We start from the raw sequence: 21,109 nt of genomic DNA on the forward strand, positions 1-21,109 counted from the left end.
CCGCGTTCGTTCCCGCGGGTCCGGCGGTTCCCGGTGCTGGGCTGTCCGGTGCTGGGCTGTCCGGGCCGTTCCGGTGCGGCGCGCGGTACTACCCGGCTGCCCGGTCCTGGCCGCGGGGCGTGGCGCTCGGATCCGCCCATTCCGCCACCAACGCGGCGTAGCTGCGATAGCGCGCAACGGCGTAGTCGTCGGAGACGACGCCGTCGCGGTCAAGCACGGCGACGGGATAGCCGCGCTCCGCGCGATAGCCCCGTTCACCGACGATGACCCGCCCCCCGAGCCGGACCACTCCGACGACGTACGGCAGGGAGGTCCAGCGGGGCGGGCGGGCGGCGGCCAGGATGCTCGGGTCCCGCCAGGCATACAGGCCGCAGGCGCAGTGCTCGTCCGGGACCCGTCCGTGGCCCGCGCCGGGCTCGCCGGGCTCGACGTCCCGGTCCGGCCGGCGGGTGCGCAGGCAATGTGCCTCGGTCATGCCGTCGGCGCGCCAGAGCAGCAACCCGGGTGGAAACGGCGACCACGGCGTCCAGGCAGGGCGTAGCTGGCCGCGCGCGTCCACCGCCCACTGCCGCCAGCCGAGCAGGCTCACCCGGGAACCGGTTCCAGGTCCGGTTCCGGCGCGGCCGGGACCGGGATGGTCAGCGGCTCGGAGNCGGGAAAGCTGATCGGCTCGTCTTCGACGATCCGTTCCGGTCTGCCCACATCACCCACACGTCTACGGTGAGCGCCCGATACCGAGCCGTCAATGCCCCCGGCGGGTAGCAGGCACCCCATCGGGGTACGGGCCCTCCCGCCGGGGGCGGGCCGACCGGCGGAACCAGGCGCAGCGCCGCGGGCCGCGACCACTGGTTCCCACGAACGCCTGGTCGGCGTGTCGATGATCTCCACCGGTGGTGTTCAATGTGCTCTTCGCCTAGTCCTGTGGGGTGATGTCGTTGCCGGGCATGTCTGCGGCCGATCCGTACCAGGTGGCCGCGGCCCTGCTGTGGGCCCGCGTCCTCGGTCTCGAGACCGTCGGTCTGCATGACGACTTCACCGATCTCGGCGGTGATGCGGCGACCGCCCAGGAGCTGGTGGCGACCCTGTGCGACGAGTTCGGGGTCCGGCTGCCGAGCTCCGTGGTCGCCCAGGCGCCGACGCCCGCCGCGTTCGCCGAGGTGTGGGCCGCCCGGCAGAGCGAGTCCGTCGGGCATCCCACCGTGATGCCGCTGACGCCCGACGGTTCCGGCACCCCGTTGTTCTGCTTCCCGGAGGCTGGTGGGCCGGCGATCGGTCTGCTCCCGTTCGCCCGGTACTTCGCGGGCGAACGGCGAGTCTACGGGATGCAGGCGCACGCCCTGGAACGGCGGGGCGTCCCCGACTGGTCGGTGTCGGCCGCCGCCCGGCGGCACGTGGGGGNGATCCGTCTTCTCCAGCCGACGGGTCCCTACCTGCTGGCCGGGCACTCCTTCNGCGGACTGATCGCGTTCGAGGCCGCGCAGGTCCTCCGGAAGGCGGGCCACGAGGTCGGCCTGCTGGCGTTGATCGACACCTATCTGCCGGGTACCTCGCGGCTGACCCGATCCGGGGCGATCGTGCCGACCAGTCAGTTGGAGGGAGCGCATCCGGACTCCCCAACACCGCCCGACGCCGGTCGGGGGATCGGCCCACTCGCCGCCGACGACGGGCCCACGCTGACCCCGCGGGTGGTGGTCGACCGCCTGCGCCAACTCGTCGAGCTGCCGCTCGCCGGCGTGGTCCGCTTCCGGGGGATGCACCAGTACGACGTCTTCTACAACCAGGGGCGCATTCTGACGATGACCTACCGCCCCCGCACCTACGATGGCCGGACGACGGTCTGGCTCGCCGACGACCACGACGAGATCGAGGCCTGGCGGGGCGTCCTGACCGGGCCCGCCGCGATCCGCCGGATCGGCGGGGNCCACCNCGGCGNCCTGCGGGNACCGCTGGTCGCCGAGGTGGTGGCCGAGCTGCGCCACGAGCTGGCGACGGTGCCCGGCATCGACGGCCGCCGGGTCTGATCTCCTGCGGATCGCCATCTCCACGCCGCCCGCGGAGACGTTTGCCGCATTGCGGCGGCGCTACCCGCAGGTCGACCCCGAGCGACTCCTCCCGGTCGGGTGGGACGCGGCGCGTTCGTTGATCGCCGAATATCTTGCCGCCGGGATGAGTAAGTTCGTCGTTCATCCGGTCACGACACCCGGCGGATGGCCGGATTTCTTCGANGCCTTCGCCGCCGAACTCATGCCGCTCGAGACCTGATCGGCGGGCGTTTCTGGCGAGTCGGACGATATGGACGGAGGGCTCAGGTGATGGTGAAACCGCCGTCGACGGCAAGGGTCTGCCCGGTGACGAAACTGCCGGCGTCGGAGGCCAGGAAGAGCAGCGCCGCGGTCAGTTCCTCCGGTTCACCGAAGCGTCCGCCGAGGACCCTCGGCAACTGGGTCTCGAGGTACTCGGGCTGGTACGCGTCGGTCATCTCAGAGTGGAAGAAACCCGGCGCCAGCGCGTTCACCCGGATGCCGCGTCGGCCGGTCCATTGCTGGGCCAGATCGCGGGTGAGGCCGACGAGTGCGGCCTTGCTCGCCGCGTAGGCCGCCTGCGGCAGGCCGGCGGTCGTCAGACCGAGAACGCTGGAGATGTTAACGATGCTGCTGCCGGGTCGCATGACCCGCGCCGTCGCCTGCGCCATCCAGTAGCAGCCGCCCAGGTTGACGTCGATGACGGAGCGGAACTGTTGCGGGGTCTCCTTGAGCGCGGGGACGGCGGTGCCGNTCCCGGCGTTGTTGACCAGGATGTCGACCCGGCCGAAGGTCTCCATCGCGGCGGCGACAAGGTGTTCGCAGGAGGCGGGGTCGGTGACGTCGGTGGCGACGGGCAGGGCGCGGCGGCCCTCCTTCTCCACGAACTCGGCGGTGGCGGTGAGCCGGTCGACCCGGCGGGCGCCCAGGGCCACGTCCGCGCCGGCCTCGGCCAGGCCCCGGGCGAAGTCCACCCCGAGACCAGAGGACGCCCCGGTGACGACGGCGACCCGACCGTCCAATCGGAAACGGTCCAATACGGACATAGAGTGCTCCTTCACGATAAGGCGGCTCGCGTCTGATCATGGATCCCATCCCGGGCCGGCGAGCGATCCGGGCTTCTCGCGCCGCCATCCTTGCAGGTCCCGGCGGCTGGCCCTACCAGGCTGCCGGCAAACGTGTTCCGGAACATGTGATCTGTGGGTCGGGGGGTACTGACGACGTGTCGGTTACTTCGACCTCACCGGCTGTGAAGCGCGACAATCCCGCGCACGTCGACAGGGCGACCGAGGGCCTCGGGAGAGCGGAGGTCATCGCGCCGCGGGGGAGATGGAGCGTCGGGCCCGGGCGCTCGTCTTCGCCTCGTACATGTCCGTATCGGCGTGCCGGACCACGCTCTCGGGACTGTGCGAGCCGGCGCCCCCGACGGCCTGCGAGGACGCCAGGCCGATCGTTGCTTTGACCACAAGGGTGTTGCCGGCCACGGTGAGGGGTGCCTCGACGAACTCGCGCACCCGCTGCTCGGTCTGGCGCATCGTCAGGGGGTCGGCCCCGGGCAGCACAATGACGAACTCGTCACCGCCGAGTCGGAACGCCTGCCCAGCATGTGCTTCCGGTCGGATCATCTCGGGACCGATCATCTCGGGATCGATCATCTCGGGATCGATCGTCTCGACCGGTCCCGCGCTGGCCACCGACGGGCCCGGGGCGAGGACGTCGGCCAACCGAGTGGCGACCGTGCACAGCACATCGTCGCCCACCTGGTGACCGAACGTGTCGTTGATCGGTTTGAAGTCATCCAGATCGATGAGTAGAACCGCGAACGGAGTCTGCTCCCGAGCCAGTTGATCGAGGAATTCGGTAAGCGCCGCCCTGTTCGGCAGGCCGGTCAACGGGTCGTGGGTGGCACGTTTCCGTAGCTGCTCCTGCAACTGACGACGTTCGCTGATCTCGTGGCAGGTGAGCAGGACACCACCGTCGAAGCAGCCCGGCCCGGACGCGGGCCGCCAGGCGCCGGCCTCGATGTCGAACCAGCGATGGTCGCCGTTAACCGTCTGCATGCGGACGTCCAGCAGGGACCCCGGTCCACCACGCTGCCGGTCCGCGAGGAAGGCCCGCGTCGCAGCCTGGTCCTCGGGATGGACCAGGTCGATGAGCGGCAGCCCGATCATGGCCTTGACCGGGTAGCCGAGCAGGCTTTCGACCGCCGAACTGATGAAGGTCGGCCGGCCCGCACGGTCCAGGTTGACGATGATGTCGTGCGACTCGTGCAGCAGGGTCTGCAGCCGCGCCCGGTCGCGCCGGACCGCCTGCTCTCCCCGGAAGATCATTTTTGTCAGGCCTGAGAACGTGACGGTCACAATGCCGAGCAGCAGCAGATCGCCGACGGCATGGTTGTCTCGCGGGTCGCGCGGCAGCGGGCCGTTCTGTTGCAGGATGAGGTACCCCCACGTGGGATGGCCGGGGATCGCGGCGGCGACGGCGACGTGACCGCCGCCGTTGCGCACCGTCACCTGCCGGCTCTGGCCTGGCTTGATTGACCGCAGCTCCGTGCCGTCAATCAGGGCGATCCCGACCGCGGACGGATCGTCGGACAGGGCGATGCGCCCGGCCTCGTCGACGATGACGATCCGGGTGTCCTCTCCGGTGCCGCTCGTCCCGGTACCCCCGCCGCCAAAAACGCGGACCATCTCGGCTCCCGGCATCCCGGCTCCCGGTCTACCCATGACCAGAAACGCGGCGCTGCGTCCGTCCCGCACGATCGGCACGATGCTGTACGCCCGAACCCGATCGCCCAGGTGGAAAACAGGGATGTTGATTCCGCTGGTGCGGGCGAGAGCCCAGATCCGGTCCCGTGGGGGGAACGGGATCGTTGCGCCGGTGGGTNGGACCGCCGTCGGCCTGCCGTCGAGATCGACCAGTGCCAGAACGGTGTCGGGGCCCGCGAGCGCCGATCGGGAGACCGACGCCAGCACCCGCTGGTCGACAGCGGGTTCGGTCAGCGACCAGGGAAGTCTGGAGATCGGGTCGATCAGGCGCACGGGTTGACCCAGGTCCGCGACATACTCGGCCAGACGGAGGACGAGGGAGTGGGTCTCGGCGGTGTGTTGGGCCTCGTCTCGCCGCCGGTTGGCATTCTCGATCTCCAGGGTGACCGCCGTGGCGGCCAGGATGACGGTCCCCAGCACGAGCAGTGGGATGGCTCGCCCCAGCTGCTCGCGCACGGTTGTCCGCCAGCGTCGAGGAGACAGCGGATGCCCGGTCCGGCCCGCGGGTGACGATCCGGATGCGCCTGGGGATCTGGGCGGGCCTGGGGATCTGGGCAAGGCTGGGAAGGACATCGAGCGCGGTCGGGTGACCGGGGATCGCGGCATGATCCGGTCGGTGGCGAGGAGCACAGACGCGGACGGTGCGGGCGCCTTGAGCGTGGTGGTCTCGGCCGCTGGGGGGTCCGCCATGGCATATCGTCCCGGACCAGCCTGCTTGGCCTTGTACATGGCCTCGTCGGCCGCGCGCAGCAGCCGCCCGGAATGGCTGGGCCGGCTGACGGCCAGCGCTACTCCGACGCTTGCGGCGACGCAGACCTCGTAGCCGTCGACGAGGATCGGNTCCCGTACCGCGCGGATGACCCGACCGGCCATGGTGCGAGCGGCGATTTCGTTCGCGCGCAGCAGCAGGACCCCGAACTCGTCGCCGCCGAATCTCCCGGCGACATCGTCGGGGCCCAGCAGTGTTCGGATCCGTCCACTGATGACCTGCAGCACCCGGTCGCCGGCCGCGTGGCCGAAGGTGTCGTTGACCGGCTTGAAGCTGTCGAGGTCGATGAACAGGACCGCGACGCCCCCAGCCGCGGCGAGGGCATCCTCTAGCTGCTCCTCGAAGGCGGTCCGGTTACACAGTCCGGTGAGTACGTCATGGCGCGCCTGATAGCCGAGCTGGTCCAACAACTGCTTCCGTTTACCGACCGCATGGCAGGTGATCAGCACTTCGCCGGATCCATCCCGGGTGGACAGGTGGCGGGTCGCGACGTCGAACCACCGGGATGTGCCGTTCGCCGCCGTCATCCGAATGTTGAGCAGGGACCCGGCAGCGGGGTTCTCGATCAATCGTACGAGCCGGTGGGCGTCGTCCGGGTGCACCAGATCCGCGACCTTGCGCCCGAGCCAGGTTTCCTGGGAATGGTCGAGTAACGGGACGATCGCGGGGCTGATGAACGTGAGTCGTCCAGTGAGGTCGGTTGTCAGCACGATGTCATGGGCCGCCGCGAACAACGCGCACAGCCCGGCCCGGGAGCGCCGAGCCGCCGTCTCTCGCAGCAGGCCGACGAAGACGATGCTCAGGACCGACGTCAGCGCGAAGGCCAGCAACGTCAGATTCCGTTGGTTCCGTCGGGCCCGGAGGTCGGCGTTCAGCGAGTCCGTGGCCTGCCGGAAGTAGGTCAGGTNCCCCGTCGTCGGCTGCACCGCCGTGATGTTCGTGATCCTCCTGCCGTTCTCGGTCGTCTCCCAGATCCGCGCACCACCACGCTGGGCGTGGGAGCGGGAGAGATCGGCGGTCGAGAGGACCTGCCGACCCAGCATGCCCGGCTCGGTGGATGCGATCGGTACCCCGTCCGGGCCGACCGTCGACATGCTGCCCCGGCCGACCCCGAGCAGGGCCGTGATCCAGTTGGTGAACTGGAGGTTGGACTCTTCGGTGGACACGGCGACCAGGACGGCCCAGGGCCGCGGACGGCCGACGGGAACCACCGTTGCTCTGACGCGGCCATCGTGGAGGGCGAAGACGGGGGACACCGCGGGAACCCCGGACCAGGCAGCGGACCAGGCCTGCCCCAGGTCGGCGGGGACTATGGAGTTCCCCCGTGGATAGGAGGCCGTGGTATGGCCCGCGGTGTCGAGCAGCGCAACCACCCGGATGACATCGCCGGAGTGAGCGATCTGGAGCTGCGGGAGCAGGGCTTCGTTTCCCAGGGGGTCACCGGGCTGGAAGGGCGTCCGATCGGTCGCGGACTGCATCGCCGCCGGGTTATCGACGATCGCCGCCCACTGCGCGAGCCGCTTGACCAGCTGGGAACGTTCGTTGAGGCGGTCGATCTTCTCCCGGCTCAGCAGATCGGAGCCCGTCCAGATTGCCATGGTACCGAGGACCGCAACCGTGAGTAGTCCGACGATCAGCGGGTGGATGAATCGCCGCCGGAGTCGCGATCCGGCCCGGGCCGCCGAGGTTCTGATTGCGGCCGTGACTCGCCCGGGCGCTTGCCGCCCACCGATTCGGCCACCTCTGATCATCTATATGCCCCGTCCGACAACCGTGCCCGGACTCGACGGATCTTACCGTGAGTGAAGACTTTCTGTTTTCCGTGCCGTCGAATCATCCCGGTAGTGGGTGAGCATACGAGTATCTGTGCCACGAGTTTCACCGGCCGCCGCCCGTGACAGAACTCCACCGCTTGTGCCGACACGGACCGGCGTATTGGGCTGGGTGACCCGGCGCGTTCGCGGGATGGAGGAGATTGCCGAGCGAGAATGATTCGACTACTAGAGGTGTCGCTCTGAATACTTTAAGGCTTGGATGGTCGGTCGATGGGCGGTATCAACTCGACTACGGGTTACTGCGTATAACGCTATGTATAGCACTGGGTGCTGTTGGTTGGAGCTGGGGAGCTGTGATGTTGGTACCGCCCGCGACCGGTCCCCGCATGCTTCTCGTTCCCTTCGGCGTTATCCAATACTCTCCGTAACACCCGGCCGGTCTAGCCCGATCGAGTATCGCGGAAGATGATCATCTGCTCACCGCGTGCGTTGCTCGAGCCGGCGGGGCTTCGTGGCAGCGGGACCGCCGGGTGAATAAGAGCGCGTGACCGTCCCTGCCTGCCCGCCGGCTCCTCGTCGAGGCGTCGGCGAGGGCGCGGGGCGGCTTGGTCGAGCAGTGTGTCGGCTGCTTCCGATCCGTTCCGCCGGTGGCTGGCTTAACGGGAAACGGCATTCTAGCCCGGACGGCGGTCCGGAGATTCACCGCGCCTCGGGTGGGCCGGAGCGTGCGGATTTCTTCGCCCGGACGTGGCCACCGGTCGATTTACCTGGTTCTCGATCCGGCCTAGTGCCCGGACGTCAGGGCGCGACGACATCGTCCCGGCGTTGGATGCCGAATGTGTAAAAACCTTTGGGCGCAATAGCCGGACGCCGGCCGGGAACAGCCCACCTGTTCGGGGCCGGCGGCAGGGATCTTTTCTGGTCCGCCGTGGGCCTTCGCCGCGGGAGCGGATCCTCTTCGGCGCGGCCGTGATCCGCACGGCCCCGCCGGGTACACGGCCCGTGGATCCGGCGAGAGCGCGCGATGCGACTGGTCCGACGCGGCCAGGAGTGGCACGCTTCATACCAGTGCCGACGGGCCGTGCTCGGACGCGGCTCGGCTCATGTGCGGCACTGTCGATGTGCGGCCCGGCCGAGGCCGATGTGCGGCACTGTCGAGGCCGATGTGCGGCACTGTCGAGGCCGATGTGCGGCCCGGCCGAGAGGAGGGCCGGTGATCTCGCCGACCACCGTCAACCGGACAACGGCGGTTCCCGGGACGTGTTCGTCCCGGACCCATGAGGNGACGAACCAGCCTCCGCCCCTCGTGGGGCACGATGCGGCGGCCGATCCGGCGCTGCTGGCGGCCCTCGCGCGGGAGGGGGCCGGCTGGCATATGGACGATCTGCACCGACTCGGTCGGTTGGCCGGCAGCGAGGAGGCCGCCCGCCAGGCCGACGAGGCGAACAGGTTCCCGCCGCAACTGCGCACTCATGATCGTTACGGGTTTCGCGTTGACGAGGTGGACTTCCATCCCTCCTGGCATGCCCTGATGGAGGTCGCGGTACGGGAGGGCTTGGCCGGGGCGCCGTGGGCCGACCCGCGTCCCGGCGCCCATGTCGCCCGCGCCGCGGACATCCTGGTCTGGGGCACCGTCGAGCAGGGCCATCTGTGCCCGGTGTCGATGACCTACGCCGTGGTGCCGGCGCTGCGCGCCGCCCCGGAGCTCGCCGCCCGCTACGAACCGTTGCTGACCAGCCGCGTCTACGATCCGGGTCTGCGCCCACCCGAGGGCAAGGCCGGCCTGCTGGCGGGCATGGGCATGACGGAGAAGCAGGGTGGCTCGGACGTCCGTGCCAACACGACGACGGCGACGCCGGCGGGCGACGGGACCTATCGGCTGCGGGGGCACAAGTGGTTCACCAGCGCCCCGATGAACGACGTCTTCCTGGTCTTGGCCCAGGCCCCCGGTGGCCTGTCCTGCTTCTGGGTGCCACGGGTGCTTCCGGACGGCGTCCGCAACACCTTTCGCATCGCGCGGCTGAAGGACAAGCTCGGTAATCGCAGTAACGCCAGCGGCGAGCCGGAGTTCGACGACACGGTCGGTTGGCTGGTCGGCGAGGAGGGCGCAGGGGTCCGGGCCATCATCGAGATGGTGGCGATGACCCGGCTCGACTCCAGCCTCGGCTCGGCGGCGGGGATGCGTGCGGCCGTCATGGCGGCAGCCCACCACGTGCGTCACCGACGCGCGTTCGGGAGACCGCTCATCGATGCTCCGTTGATGCGCAATGTGCTCGCCGATCTCGCCCTGGAGTCCGAGGCCGCGACGACCCTGGTGCTCCGGGTGGCGGGCGCGGTCGACCGGGCGGCCCGTGGCGATCGTCAGGAACAGGCGTTCGGACGGTTGGCGATCGCCGTCGCGAAGTACTGGGTGTGCAAGCGTTCCCCGGCGCTGGCCGCCGAGGCGCTCGAATGCCTGGGGGGCAACGGCTACGTGGAGGAGTCCGGGATGCCGAGGCTCTACCGCGAGGCGCCGCTGAACGGCATCTGGGAGGGCTCGGGCAACGTCAACGCGCTCGACGTGCTGCGCGCGCTCACCCGGGAACCGGCCAGCTTCGCCGCCTTCGCCACGGAGATCGACGCGGCGCGTGGCGCGGACCGCAGGCTGGACGCGGCCTGGGCCCGGTTGCGCGCTGTCCTGGACCGGTCCAAGGACGCGGAGTTCGCCGCCCGGCGCATCGTTGAGCGACTTGCCGTCGTCCTGCAGGGCTCCTTGCTGGTGCGCTACGCCCCGAGCGCCGTGGCCGACGCGTTCTGCGCCACGAGAGTCGCCGGTGAGGGGGGACTGGCCTTCGGTACCCTGCCCGATGCCGCTGATGTGCCAAATATTCTCGGCAGAATTCCACCGATGGGCGCCTGAGATGATTCGCTCGGTGTTTCCTGACCTTGGCGGATAGGTACTAGAAACTCTCCGTAATCAATGCTGCGCCATCGGGTGGGGGATGTGCCCCTAGGGTGGAGACTGACTGCGCCCTGGAGGGTTCCATGGTGTTCTTCTGCTTGGCTGTCGCCGGGCTGATATTGATCGCGGGCGCGCTCGGCCTGGTGCGGGGACGCGCGGAATGGGCGTGGATCCCCAACCGCCGTACGGCCGGCGCGGTTGCCGGTGCGGGATCCGCGGCGCTCGTCGCTTTCGGGCTGCTCGCATCCCGAGGAGTCGGGGTCGGCGACGGCAACGATCCGGACCTGCCCGTGAGCCAGGCTGTCCTGCCCGCACCGACTCCCCCATCACCGTCCACGCCAGCATCGCCACTTTCAGTGCTATCCGCGACGTCCGTCGAGCCCGGGTCCACGTTGCCCGCGGACACCGACGCGGATCGGGACCTGGCTGCGGACAGGGCCGCACGTCGTCCGGCGCCGTCCGATGACCGCGGCGGACCCCAGCAGTCGCGTCCTCCCACATGGGACACCTGGCCGCCGTGGGCGTCGCCCGCGGACAGCCGGTCGTCGGGGACGTTGCAGCTAGGGACGTTGCCGGTGGAGACGTCGCCGGCGCCGACGCTGCCGTCTGCTACGTCCTCGCCGGGGACGTCGCCGCCGGGGACGTCGCCGGCGGGGACGTCGCCGCCGGGAACCCGGCCGACGGGAACCCCGCCGCCGGCGCATGGTCGGCCCGACACCCGCCCGGACGACCGGGGAACCGCCGGGGACGACCGGGGAACCGCCGGGGACGACCGGGGAACCGCCGGGGACGACCGGGGAACCGCCGGGGACGACCGGGGAACCGCCGGGGACGACCGGGGAACCGCTGGCGGTCGCGGAACCGCCGGTCAGAAGTCCGACGGGCGCGACCATGCCGGGTCCGACCGACATGCCGGGTCCGACCGAGGAGCCGAGAGCGCGGCCCCGACACCACGCGACGGCGGTCGCCCCTCACCCGGATCACCTGGATCGAGTGATACGGGTCGTGGCGCGGGGGCATCGCGGCAACCGAGGGAACCGGGGGATCGGTCCGTCTCTAGGCCGGCGAGTGGACCCTCGGCGAGTGGACCGTCGGCGAGCGGGGCGGGGTCGCCGTCCGCTCCGCCGCGCACGAACGAGGGCTCGCCCAGGGCGACCGGACAGCCGGTCGGCTCGGCCCGGCCGGCTGTCGCCGCCGGGCCGGCGGACGGATGATCGTTCTCGCTCGAGGTTGTCGGCTGCCGCGCTTTTCCGGGTACACGGAGGGCGACACGACGTTCTGGTATTCGTCTCGTTACTTTCAGTGAGTTACGGTTCGGGTTCTCGTGCTGATGCTGAGACCTGGGGGCCCCGATGGCGGCGGTTGCGATGATCATCGCTCTGCTTGCGGTGATGGTGATGCTGATCGGTGTCACAGGCATCCTGCGTGGGCGGGTCGGCTGGGCCGGAATTCTGGACCGGCGGCGAAGCGGCGCGGTCGCGGCGGCTGGATTCACGGTCGCGGTCATCGCCTTCGGGCTCGCCGCGCCCGGCGGGCCCACCCCGGGCGACGTGCTGATCCAGGCCGATCGACCGTCGTCCGATCGGCTCGTCCGGGCCAGGACTGATGACGATCGGGACGACGACCGGTGGGCGGGCCGCCGCGAGCAGAGCCGATCGTCCTTCCCCACCCGGTCCACCTACCCCGACCCCGTCCACCCCGTTCCCGGCGTCCCGGGAACGGACGGAGCACGGACGTTGCCACGCCTCGTCGCCCCTTCCGGCGATCCGGATTCCGCCGGGGGCCCGACCGCACCTTTCGTCGAATCACGGCCCCCGTCTTCGCCCACGCGCCCGCCGTCGGCCGACGGCGGGCGGCGGGTGTCATTGGTTCCACCCGTCGCATCGGATCGGGCGGATGCCTTCGGACCCGATCCGGGGGACAGGAGACTGCTCCCTTCGGTGCCCAGCCGCCGGACCGCGCCGCGTCCGTCGTCGAACCCGTCGGAAGCGCGGCCGTCCGGCGGACTGCTCCCCGCGCCCGCGGGCGGGTCGGTCGATCCCGGACCGCCCGCACAGGCCGGTCCGACGGGGGGCGGCAGGGCGGACGGCCGGGGCGACGACTGCGGCCCGGCGACGGGTCCCGGACCGATTGTGGTGATTCCCGATCTGTTCGGCTCCAAGCAACAGGCTGATGCCGCGATGTGCGCGGATCCCTGAGCGGGTCCGGCGTTTCAACCCGCCGGTGTGGGACCGGCGCGGCTGGCCGCGACCAAGGCGACGACCGAGGGGCGAGCCGAAGCACTTTTGTCTCCACCGGCCCGGTTCGCATTGTCGCCTACCCGATAATGTACCGCCGTGCCTATTCCTTATCCCGTTCTCGCTCAGGCGACACCGCCGCCGCTGCCGATCGCCTCGAACACTGCCCTACAGAAATCCGTAAATCTTAACCCGTCGAATGAACTGCATTATTCCAACATCTTGTCGCCGTTGGTTGTTCTGATTATGGTTGTTGCTGGCCTGCTGCTGCTGCATGGACTCCGCGCCGGTGTGCGTCCCTGGGCTCGACGCCGCGTCCTCACGGCCGGGGTCCTCACGGCCGGCGGTGTTGTGGCCAGGGCTGTTGTGGCCAGGGCTGTTGTGGCCAGGGCTGGCATGGCTGATCGGGCGCCGTGCGCCGGTATCCCGGTGGAAGGCCCCGGCGCCGGGGGCGTGCCGGCAGATGACGTCGTGACCGCCCCCGGACGTCAACGACGCGATCAGAGCGGGGACCACTCCTGGGCCTGGATGACGAGTCCGGACCAGTCCGCGCCCTGGCTGCGGGCGCGTTCGGCGAGAAAGAGGATTCCGTTCGACAGCCAGCTGCTCGGCCGCACGGCGGATGCGGCGAGCGCTCTGGTCGCGAGGATCTCGGCCTTGTCCAGCTCGCGTGCGCGCATCGCCGCGGATGCCTGGTAAAGGCGGACGGCGGCGAGAGCACCGGACGCCCGGGAACGGTCGAACAGTTCGGCTGCCTCGCTCAGCCGCTCATTTCCCTCGTCCAATGCGCCGGCGGCGACGAGTGCCGCACCGCCGAATGTCGGCAGATACCCAGGATGGATACCGTCCAGGCTGTAACCCACCGCACCTGCCGGGAGCTTTGCCGCGACCGATCCCGCTGAGCGCAGCACGGCGACGATATCGTCGGTAGGCAGGTGGCACGCGGCCATGATGTGCGCCTCGGTGGTCATCGCCAGGACCGCGGTGTGCGCGTGTGGTGCCGTGGCCTGGGCCGCCCGCGCCAGCGCCAACCCGTCGCGGGTGCTCTGGAAGGAATAAGCGGCGAGTTCAGCCAACACGACTCCGGCGTGGGCGGCGGTCGTCGCGTCTCCTACATGTTTCGCGAGGACGAGCGCCGCCCGCGCCGAGACTGTGGCCGGCCTGGCCATGCCGTTGTCACCCTGTGCCACGGAGGTCATGAGAAGAATCCGGCCATGCGCTCGTATCCAGTCCCGGCGCAGGGCTGAGCCCAACCGCCATCGGCCGATCGTCCGCGCATGGTGCTCCAGCGTCGCGAGGCGCTCGACCAAGTCGGCCGGCGCGGTGGTCTCCCAGCGGCGGGCGAGGGACTCCAGACCGGCCTCGACCTGGTGTAGCGCTGCGCGGCTGTCCATCGCCGAGGATGTCATGTCGACCGCCTCGGCGGCTCCGAGGACACCGAGTAGCGCGCTCGTGGTAAGGATCGTTCGGCGGTCCGTCGATGCGTCCATGTGGTACTCCTGACGATCGCGACCTGGCGGACTGGGCACATGTCCGGCGTATGCGCACGCGCAACCATTGCTGTTCTCCGCCCGAGGGTCTCGACACAGTAAGGTCACGGTAACCGGGTACGGGGCGCTATGTCGCCGCCGCGGGTTAAGGTTTGGACTTTTTTCGCTGGTNCGCCCTTCCGTACCGGACGCGTGCGCCAGAAGCCACCACTCCCGAAACCGGGGCCGGGCTACGCGGATCCGTCGGAAAGCCCGCGCAGCGCCTGGTGCAGATCGGCGACGAGGTCGTCCACTGATTCGATCCCGACCGAGAGCCGAACGAGGTCCGCGGGTACCGCGAGCGGCGAGCCCTCCACCGAGGCATGGGTCATGCTCGCCGGATGTTCGATCAGGGATTCCACCCCACCCAACGACTCGGCGAGAGTGAACAGCCTGGTCCGGCCACNTGCCGCCACGGCCGCCTGGGGGCCGGCCCGAAGGGTGAACGAGACCATTCCCCCGAAGTCGCGCATTTGCTTCGCGGCGATGTCGTGACCCGCATGGCCGGTCGAACCCGGGTAGCGGACGGCCCCGACAGCGGGGTGCGTGGCGAGCTCGGCCGCGATACGCCGAGCGTTGTCGCAGTGCCGGTCCATCCGAACGGGGAGCGTCTTGACACCGCGCAGTACCAGCCAGCTGTCGAAGGGGCCGGCGACGGCGCCGGCCGCGTTCTGCAGGAACCGTAGCCGGGCGCCCAGGTCCGGATCGCCGACCACGAGCGCGCCGCCGACGACATCGCTGTGGCCACCGAGATACTTCGTCGTGGAATGCACCACCGCGTCCGCCCCCAGGGTCAGTGGCTGCTGCAGGTAGGGCGAAGCGAACGTGTTGTCGACCGTCAGCAGCGCCCCCGCGTCATGCGCCAGCGACGAGAGAGCGACGATGTCGGCGATGGACAGCATGGGATTGGTCGGGGTTTCGCACCACACCAGTCGCGTGGTGCCCGGACGGATCGCGACTCGCACCGCATCGAGGTCGGTGAGATCGATGCTGGTGTGGTCGACGCCCCAGTCGGCGAGCACCCGGGCGATGAGCCGGTAGGTGCCGCCATAGGCGTCCGCCGGGATGATGACGTGGTCTCCGGGCCGGCAGACGGTTCGCAGCAGGGCGTCCGCCGCCGCCATGCCGGAGGAGANAGCGAGGCCGACCGTCCCGCGTTCCAGTGCGGCGAGGCAGGTCTCCAGCGCGGTACGGGTCGGATTCGCCGAACGACTGTACTCGTAACCGCTCCGAAGCCCACCCACGCCATCCTGGGCGAACGTCGAGGACTGGTGGATCGGCGTCACCACCGCTCCCGTGACGGGATCGGGCTCCTGGCCGGCATGGATCGCGATGGNCTCGAATCCCTCAGCGGGCTGCTCCATATGCATGACGCCACGCTAGGGCGTTCTCGATGATCGGTGCCGATCTAGCGGACGGCCAGGAAACTCAGCAGGTCGGCACGGGTAAGGATGCCGACGGGATTACCCTCGTCGTGTACCAGCACCGCGGGTTCGTCCCCGAGCACCGCGACGATCCGGGCCAGTGGCTCGCCGGTACCCACCATCGGAAGCGACGGCGACAGATGATCGGCGACCGGAGCGTCGATGGCGGACCGGTCGGCGAAGACCGCCGCGAGCAGATGCCGCTCGATGACGGAACCCGCGACCTCCGCCGCCCGCAGGGGCGGTTCGTGCCGCACCACCGGCATCTGCGACACGTTGTACTCGCGCAGGTAGGAGATGGCGGCACCGACTGTCTCGGCCGGGTGGACATGCACCAGATCGGGGGGACCACTGGTCTGTTCGGCCTTGTTCCGCAGGACGTCCGAGACGGTCGGCTCGTTCGACGGCGGCTCCAGAAAGCCGTACTCGTACATCCATTCGTCGTTGAAGATCTTCGACAGGTATCCGCGGCCGGAGTCCGGAAGCAGGACCACAACGGCGTCGTCCGGGCCGAGCTCGCGAGCGACCCGGAGGGCGACTACCACCGCGAGCCCGCCTGATCCGCCCACCAGCAGCCCGCATTTCCTGGCCAGCTCGCGCGTCATCAGGAACGAGTCGCGGTCGCTGACCGCCTCCACCCGGTCGACGACCGTCTTGTCGTAGGTCGTCGGCCAGATGTCCTCCCCGACGCCTTCGACGAGGTAGGGCCGGCCGCTGCCACCGGAGTAGACCGAACCCTCCGGATCCGCGCCCACGATCTGCACGGTTCCGCCGGACGCCTCCTTGAGGTAACGGCCGACTCCACTGATCGTCCCGCCGGTCCCGATGCCGGCGACGAAATGGGTGACGCGACCGTTCGTGGCCTGCCAGATCTCCGGCCCGGTCGTAGCGTAGTGCGCAGCGGGATTGTTCGGGTTGGAATACTGATCCGGGCTCCAACCACCGGGAGTCTCGCGGACGAGCCGGCGGGCCACCGAGTAGTAGGAGCGGGGGTCGTCGGGTGCCACTGCTGTCGGGCAGATGACGACCTCGGCGCCGTAGGCGCGCAGGACGGCTCGTTTCTCTTCGCTGATCTTGTCGGGCATGGTGAACACGCAGCGATAGCCCCGCCGGGCCGCCACCAGGGCCAAGCCGACACCGGTGTTTCCGCTGGTAGGTTCGATGATGGTCCCACCAGGCGGAAGCAGTCCGGCCTCCTCGGCGGCGGAGACCATGGTCAGCGCTACCCGGTCTTTCACCGATCCACCGGGATTAAGGTACTCCAGCTTTGCCAGCACCGGCGTCGGCGTCGTCTCGATCGTCGGTGTGATCCGGACCAGCGGCGTGTTTCCGACAAGATCGATTACGTGGTCGAATGCCTGCATATCGGTCATCCGCGCATCACTTCCGCTCTCGAGAGAGGTAACCGGGGCGACACCTCGTGTCCACGGCGGGCGGGAGCCGGTTGGGCTACCCGAACCGGCTCACCTCCTGGATACCGACGACCGTGGCCGGGAAGCTGCCTGCGCCAGGCGGCGGCGTACGTCACCTGCGTTCGTGCGGCCGCGGCCGGTCGGTCGCGACCGGCCGGCATGGACTGCTGTCATGACAGTAGCGAGCAGGGCCGGAACGTGCCGGGCCGCGTGGCATCCACTCCGTTTGCGATGGCGTCCCCGGGGCAGATCATCGTGGTGTACCTGACGGTGTGTCATCGTGGTGTACCTGACCGTGTTCGGACGGTCGTGTTCGGACGACCTGGGCTGGATTGGTACGATAAAGTCGGTGCCGATCGACGAGTGGCGGCCGATCGACAGTGGCGCTGATGCTTCCGGCAGGCTTGCCATCGGCGTTCACCACGATCCCGGTGTCGGATCGGGAGAGAGCGGGTCAGCTCATGCGCCTCGTGCTCAACGTCATCTGGTTGGTATTCGGTGGTTTCTGGCTTGCCGTCGGCTATGCCCTCGCAGCGCTTGTGTGCTTCATTCTCATCGTCACGATTCCCTTCGGGATCGCCGCCCTGCGGATGGCGAACTTCACCCTGTGGCCGTTTGGACGGCGCATTGTCGACCGACCCGGCGCCGGCGGGGCGTCCCTGGTCGGAAACGTGCTGTGGATCCTGCTGGCCGGTTGGTGGTTGGCACTGGGACATCTCACCACCGGCCTGGCACTCTGCCTCACCATCATCGGTATCCCGCTCGGGTTGGCGAACTTCAAACTGATCCCGGTCTCGCTGCTGCCGCTGGGTAAGGAGATCGTGGACGTCGACGCCCCCGCGGTCGGAGCTCGCGCGGCATTCTGAGCCGCCGCGGCAGGTCGAGCGTGCTCGGACCGTGCCGCGCCGCCGCGCGAACAGAATGCCGGCCGCATGATCACAACGACATGATCGACTATGCCGTCCCGCTCCACCGGTAGCGTCGCCAGCATCGCATACGTGCTTATACCGGTCTCATCTCGGGCGTCGCTCGCAGATCGGAGCATTCCGTAGGCGACAGCAGGCCCACAATGGTGTAGTAGATTTGATGGTGTGGAATGTGCGCGCAGGCCAGGAGGGTGACGCGGAAACCTCTGGGCTCCCGAGGAGGGAGGTGAAATCATCGTGGACATCTGGGATGACCTTGCGCAGCGTAACAGCGCTCACCTGCGGGAACGATTCCTGACGGGGGACCTGGTAGCGGAAGGACCACAAAACGCGATTTTGGGTTCGTGGTGGCGCAGCCAGGTACTGAACGTGAGCCCGGACCGGTGCTCCCCCGTCTATGATCCGGATCTTGATCTGGACACGCGCCTGGTCCGCGCGGCCGACCCGGTACTCGACCGACTGGCATCCATGATCGCCGGGACCTGGGTGTGCGTGTGTCTCACCGACGACCAGGCAAGAATACTGGCGCACCGGGTCGGTGAGGCATCCTTCGGCCTACACCCTGGGTTCTGCGTCGCCGAGCACCTGGTCGGCACCAGCGCCGTAGCCCTCGCCCTCGTGGAAAGGCGCCCCGCCCGCGTCTCGGGCGCCGAGCACTTTGCTGACCTCTACCAACCGGACGCGTGCATATCCGCTCCCGTCCGCGACCCCCTCAGCGGGCGTATCGAAGGCGTGTTCAGCCTCATTTGCAGGCTCGCCGAGGCGAATCCGTCGGCGGAAGCCATGGTGGGGGAGGCTGGCCGCGCTATCGAACATCGCCTGCTGGAACAGGCGAGCGAGCGGGAACGCGCCTTGCTCCTGGCGTACCGGCAGGCCAAACACCGGATGCGGATACCGGCTGGCGGCGCACAGTTTCCGCTTGATCTCGATGCCGGGTCCGGCATCGAGATCAAGCACGATACTCGGCTGGTTTTGCAGGAGAAGGCCGCTGAACTGATCGCAGCGGGCCGGCCGACCGCCATCGAGGTATCCCTGCCGCACGGTCAGACTGCCACGCTGGTGTGCAGGGAGGTACGGACGCACTCCGCAGTGGCCGGGCTGGCCGTCGAGGTCGTCCTTCCCTTCGGGCCGCCCCGTCGCCTCATGACCAGCGCCGCGGCTGTGGCAGGACACCTCAACAGCCAGCCGCGGGGGGCCGACGCCGGTGCCCCGTCGGCGCCGGGGCTTTTCCTGCCGTATGCCGCGCTCAGCGCGCCCAGGCCGACGCCGCGACTGCCGGCGGGTGCACCCGACGCCACCCGCCCGGCCAGCACACCCGTGGCCAGTGCGTACCCGGCCAGCCGGCAGCCCGCCATCGGCGCGTCACTGCTGGCGATCGGGGAACAGGGAATCGGCCGTCTCGCGGTGGCGGCACGGCGACGCCTCACCCTGCTGTACGAGGCCAGTATGCACATCGGGACCACCCTCGACGTGACTCGGACCGCCGAGGAACTGGCCCAGGCAGCCGTGCCNGAACTCGCCGACGTCGTCACGGTGGACCTGTCGGAGTCTGTTCTGCGGGGCGAGGACTCGCTGCGTCCGACCGCACTGCTGCGCCGCGCCGCCCTGCACGGCATCCAGGAAGGCCTCGCTCTCTACCCGGCCGGTCACCAGATCAGCTTCCTGCCCTCCACGCCGCAGGCTCGGTGCCTGGCCAGCGGGCGAGCGGTGCTCGAGGCCGACCTNCACGCGGCTCCCGGTTGGCAGGCCCAGGACCCCGAACGCGTCGAGCAACTCCTCGCGCAGGGGATCCACTCGCTCATCACCGTCCCCCTGTGCGCCCGCGACGTGATGTTCGGGGTGGCCAGTTTCTGCCGCTCCCGGCAACCAGAGCCCTACGAGGACGACGACCTGGCCCTGGCCGAGGAGTTGGCCGCCCGCGCGGCGCTGTGCCTGGACAACGCCCACCGCTACACCCGCGAACGACAGCTGCACCACCAGGCCCTGCACGATCCGCTGACCGACCTGGCGAACCGCACGCTGTTGACGGCCCGACTGCAACGCGGACTTGCCCGGCGCCTCCACGACAATACGCAGGACGACACGCAGCTTGCACTACTGTTCTGCGACCTCGACGACTTCAAGAGCGTCAACGACAGATTCGGGCACGCGGCCGGCGACGACCTGCTTCGCGTAACCGCGGGTCGGCTGACGAGTTGCGCCCGTAGCACCGACACGGTTGCCCGCATCAGCGGCGACGAGTTCGCGGTCCTGCTGGAAGGCGGCTGCGTCGACCCCGAGTCCATCGGGCGGCGGATCCTGGAAACACTCCGCGTACCCTTGGTACTCGCCGGAACGGTTCATACAACCCAGGCCAGCATTGGGCTGGTCGTTGTCGACCCCGGCACTCAGGCCACCGCGGAAAGCGTGCTGAAACAGGCGGACTCCGCCATGTACGCCGCAAAACGGCGGGGNAAGGGNACCCTGGTGGTGTACCGGCCGGAGCTGTGCCCCGCCAGCGCCGAGGACGCCCTGCGCACCAGCCTCACCCACGCCGTACGCGGCGAGGATGGCGGCGGTACCCTCAACGTCAGCTATCAGCCGATCATCGAGCTCCACACCGGTCGGACCGTCGGTGTCGAGGCGGCGCTTCGGTGGGACGACCCGTCCTCCCGATCCGTTCCCCACCACCGTCTCACCCTCACCGCCCAGCAGACCGGGCTGGCCCCCGCACTGGAGCACATCCTGCTCGACCGGGCCTGCCGTGACCTCGGCCGATACCGAAGCACGGGCCATCCGGAGGTGGCCCTCCACATCCCCGTCTCGATCCTCGATGCCGCTGACGCCCGGTTCACGACCGAGGTGGTCAATGCTCTGACCGTCCACCACCTGCCACCCGATGCTCTCGTGCTCCGCGTCGCCGGCGCGACGCACCACACCGATCAGGCTGCCCTGCGGGCGCTGCGCGGACTGGCCGCACGAGGTATCAGGCTCGCGATCACCTATCCCGACGCCGAGGACCTCTCGTTCGATCCCCTTCTGCCGCTTCCCGTCCAGATCATCGTGCTCGACGCCGCCGCCACCCGGCACCTGACCGAATCGCTGACCGACGGCCGCACCCCCGGGGAAGAAGAAAACGACGGCACGCTGCGCACGGCGTTCCTCGCCACCATCCGCGGACTGGGCATTTCACTGCTGGGCACCGGCATCGCTGACGCGAAGCAGGCCGCCACCCTCGCGCACAGCGGCTGCGGCCTTGGCCAGGGCAGCCTCTTCGGCGGACCCGCACCGCTCGCCGACATCCCCGGCAGGTATCCGACATGAGGTA

General features: G+C 69.4%; 11 protein-coding genes. 5 read left to right on the forward strand and 6 right to left on the reverse strand.

Going from position 1 to position 21,109, the window contains the following annotated elements; translation table 11 throughout:
• Nucleotides 1-88: 88 nt before the first annotated feature.
• Complete coding sequence (locus CED_RS09280) at nucleotides 89-589, reverse strand: hypothetical protein (protein ID WP_011434828.1); 501 nt, start codon at nucleotides 587-589, stop codon at nucleotides 89-91.
• 355 nt (nucleotides 590-944) lie between these two features.
• Between CED_RS09280 and CED_RS09285 the strand changes: the two genes are divergently transcribed.
• Nucleotides 945-2,021 carry a thioesterase domain-containing protein gene (locus tag CED_RS09285; protein WP_235186984.1) on the forward strand — a complete coding sequence of 359 codons (1,077 nt, stop codon included), beginning with the start codon at nucleotides 945-947 and terminating at the stop codon, nucleotides 2,019-2,021.
• A gap of 284 nt (nucleotides 2,022-2,305) precedes the next feature.
• Here the strand turns inward: CED_RS09285 and CED_RS09295 are convergent, their stop codons facing one another.
• A complete protein-coding gene (locus CED_RS09295) occupies nucleotides 2,306-3,067 on the reverse strand; it encodes an SDR family NAD(P)-dependent oxidoreductase (RefSeq protein WP_035909869.1) in 762 nt (253 codons plus the stop codon).
• Nucleotides 3,068-3,331: 264 nt separating this feature from the next.
• Complete coding sequence (locus tag CED_RS09300; protein WP_235186985.1) at nucleotides 3,332-7,156, reverse strand: diguanylate cyclase domain-containing protein; 3,825 nt, start codon at nucleotides 7,154-7,156, stop codon at nucleotides 3,332-3,334.
• Between the two features lie 1,390 nt (nucleotides 7,157-8,546).
• Here CED_RS09300 and CED_RS09305 point away from each other — a divergent pair.
• Together CED_RS09305 and CED_RS23600 are read left to right on the forward strand one after the other, a co-directional pair.
• Nucleotides 8,547-10,232 carry an isovaleryl-CoA dehydrogenase gene (locus tag CED_RS09305; protein ID WP_035909874.1) on the forward strand — a complete coding sequence of 562 codons (1,686 nt, stop codon included), beginning with the start codon at nucleotides 8,547-8,549 and terminating at the stop codon, nucleotides 10,230-10,232.
• A 1,394-nt stretch (nucleotides 10,233-11,626) separates the two neighbouring features.
• The gene (locus CED_RS23600) at nucleotides 11,627-12,472 is read left to right on the forward strand and encodes a hypothetical protein (protein WP_011434836.1); all 846 of its coding nucleotides are present in this window, start codon (nucleotides 11,627-11,629) and stop codon (nucleotides 12,470-12,472) included.
• A gap of 539 nt (nucleotides 12,473-13,011) precedes the next feature.
• Here the strand turns inward: CED_RS23600 and CED_RS09315 are convergent.
• From CED_RS09315 to CED_RS09325, 3 genes are all read right to left on the reverse strand, one after another.
• Nucleotides 13,012-14,001: a hypothetical protein gene (locus CED_RS09315; protein ID WP_023840845.1), complete on the reverse strand. Its 990-nt coding sequence runs from the start codon at nucleotides 13,999-14,001 to the stop codon at nucleotides 13,012-13,014.
• A 230-nt stretch (nucleotides 14,002-14,231) separates the two neighbouring features.
• Entirely contained in the window at nucleotides 14,232-15,410 is a 1,179-nt protein-coding gene (locus CED_RS09320; RefSeq protein WP_035909877.1) for a cystathionine gamma-synthase, read from the reverse strand.
• 38 nt (nucleotides 15,411-15,448) lie between these two features.
• Nucleotides 15,449-16,828, reverse strand: a complete 1,380-nt coding sequence (locus CED_RS09325) for a cystathionine beta-synthase (RefSeq protein WP_023840844.1) — start codon at nucleotides 16,826-16,828, stop codon at nucleotides 15,449-15,451.
• 509 nt (nucleotides 16,829-17,337) lie between these two features.
• Here CED_RS09325 and CED_RS09330 point away from each other — a divergent pair.
• Nucleotides 17,338-17,742: a YccF domain-containing protein gene (locus CED_RS09330; RefSeq protein ID WP_011434841.1), complete on the forward strand. Its 405-nt coding sequence runs from the start codon at nucleotides 17,338-17,340 to the stop codon at nucleotides 17,740-17,742.
• A gap of 297 nt (nucleotides 17,743-18,039) precedes the next feature.
• Nucleotides 18,040-21,105 carry a diguanylate cyclase domain-containing protein gene (locus tag CED_RS21465; protein WP_011434842.1) on the forward strand — a complete coding sequence of 1,022 codons (3,066 nt, stop codon included), beginning with the start codon at nucleotides 18,040-18,042 and terminating at the stop codon, nucleotides 21,103-21,105.
• Nucleotides 21,106-21,109: the final 4 nt, after the last annotated feature.

The organism is Frankia sp. CeD (genome assembly GCF_000732115.1).
In the GTDB taxonomy this organism is placed as follows: Bacteria; Actinomycetota; Actinomycetes; order Frankiales; family Frankiaceae; genus Frankia; species Frankia casuarinae.

Excerpts from the sequence above, each read along its gene's own strand:
- CED_RS23600 (WP_011434836.1), top strand. The coding sequence starts at position 11,627 with ATGGCGGCGGTTGCGATGATCATCGCTCTGCTTGCGGTGATGGTGATG.
- CED_RS09315 (WP_023840845.1), bottom strand. The coding sequence starts at position 14,001 with ATGGACGCATCGACGGACCGCCGAACGATCCTTACCACGAGCGCGCTA.
- CED_RS09325 (WP_023840844.1), bottom strand. The coding sequence starts at position 16,828 with ATGCAGGCATTCGACCACGTAATCGATCTTGTCGGAAACACGCCGCTG.
- CED_RS09330 (WP_011434841.1), top strand. The coding sequence starts at position 17,338 with ATGCGCCTCGTGCTCAACGTCATCTGGTTGGTATTCGGTGGTTTCTGG.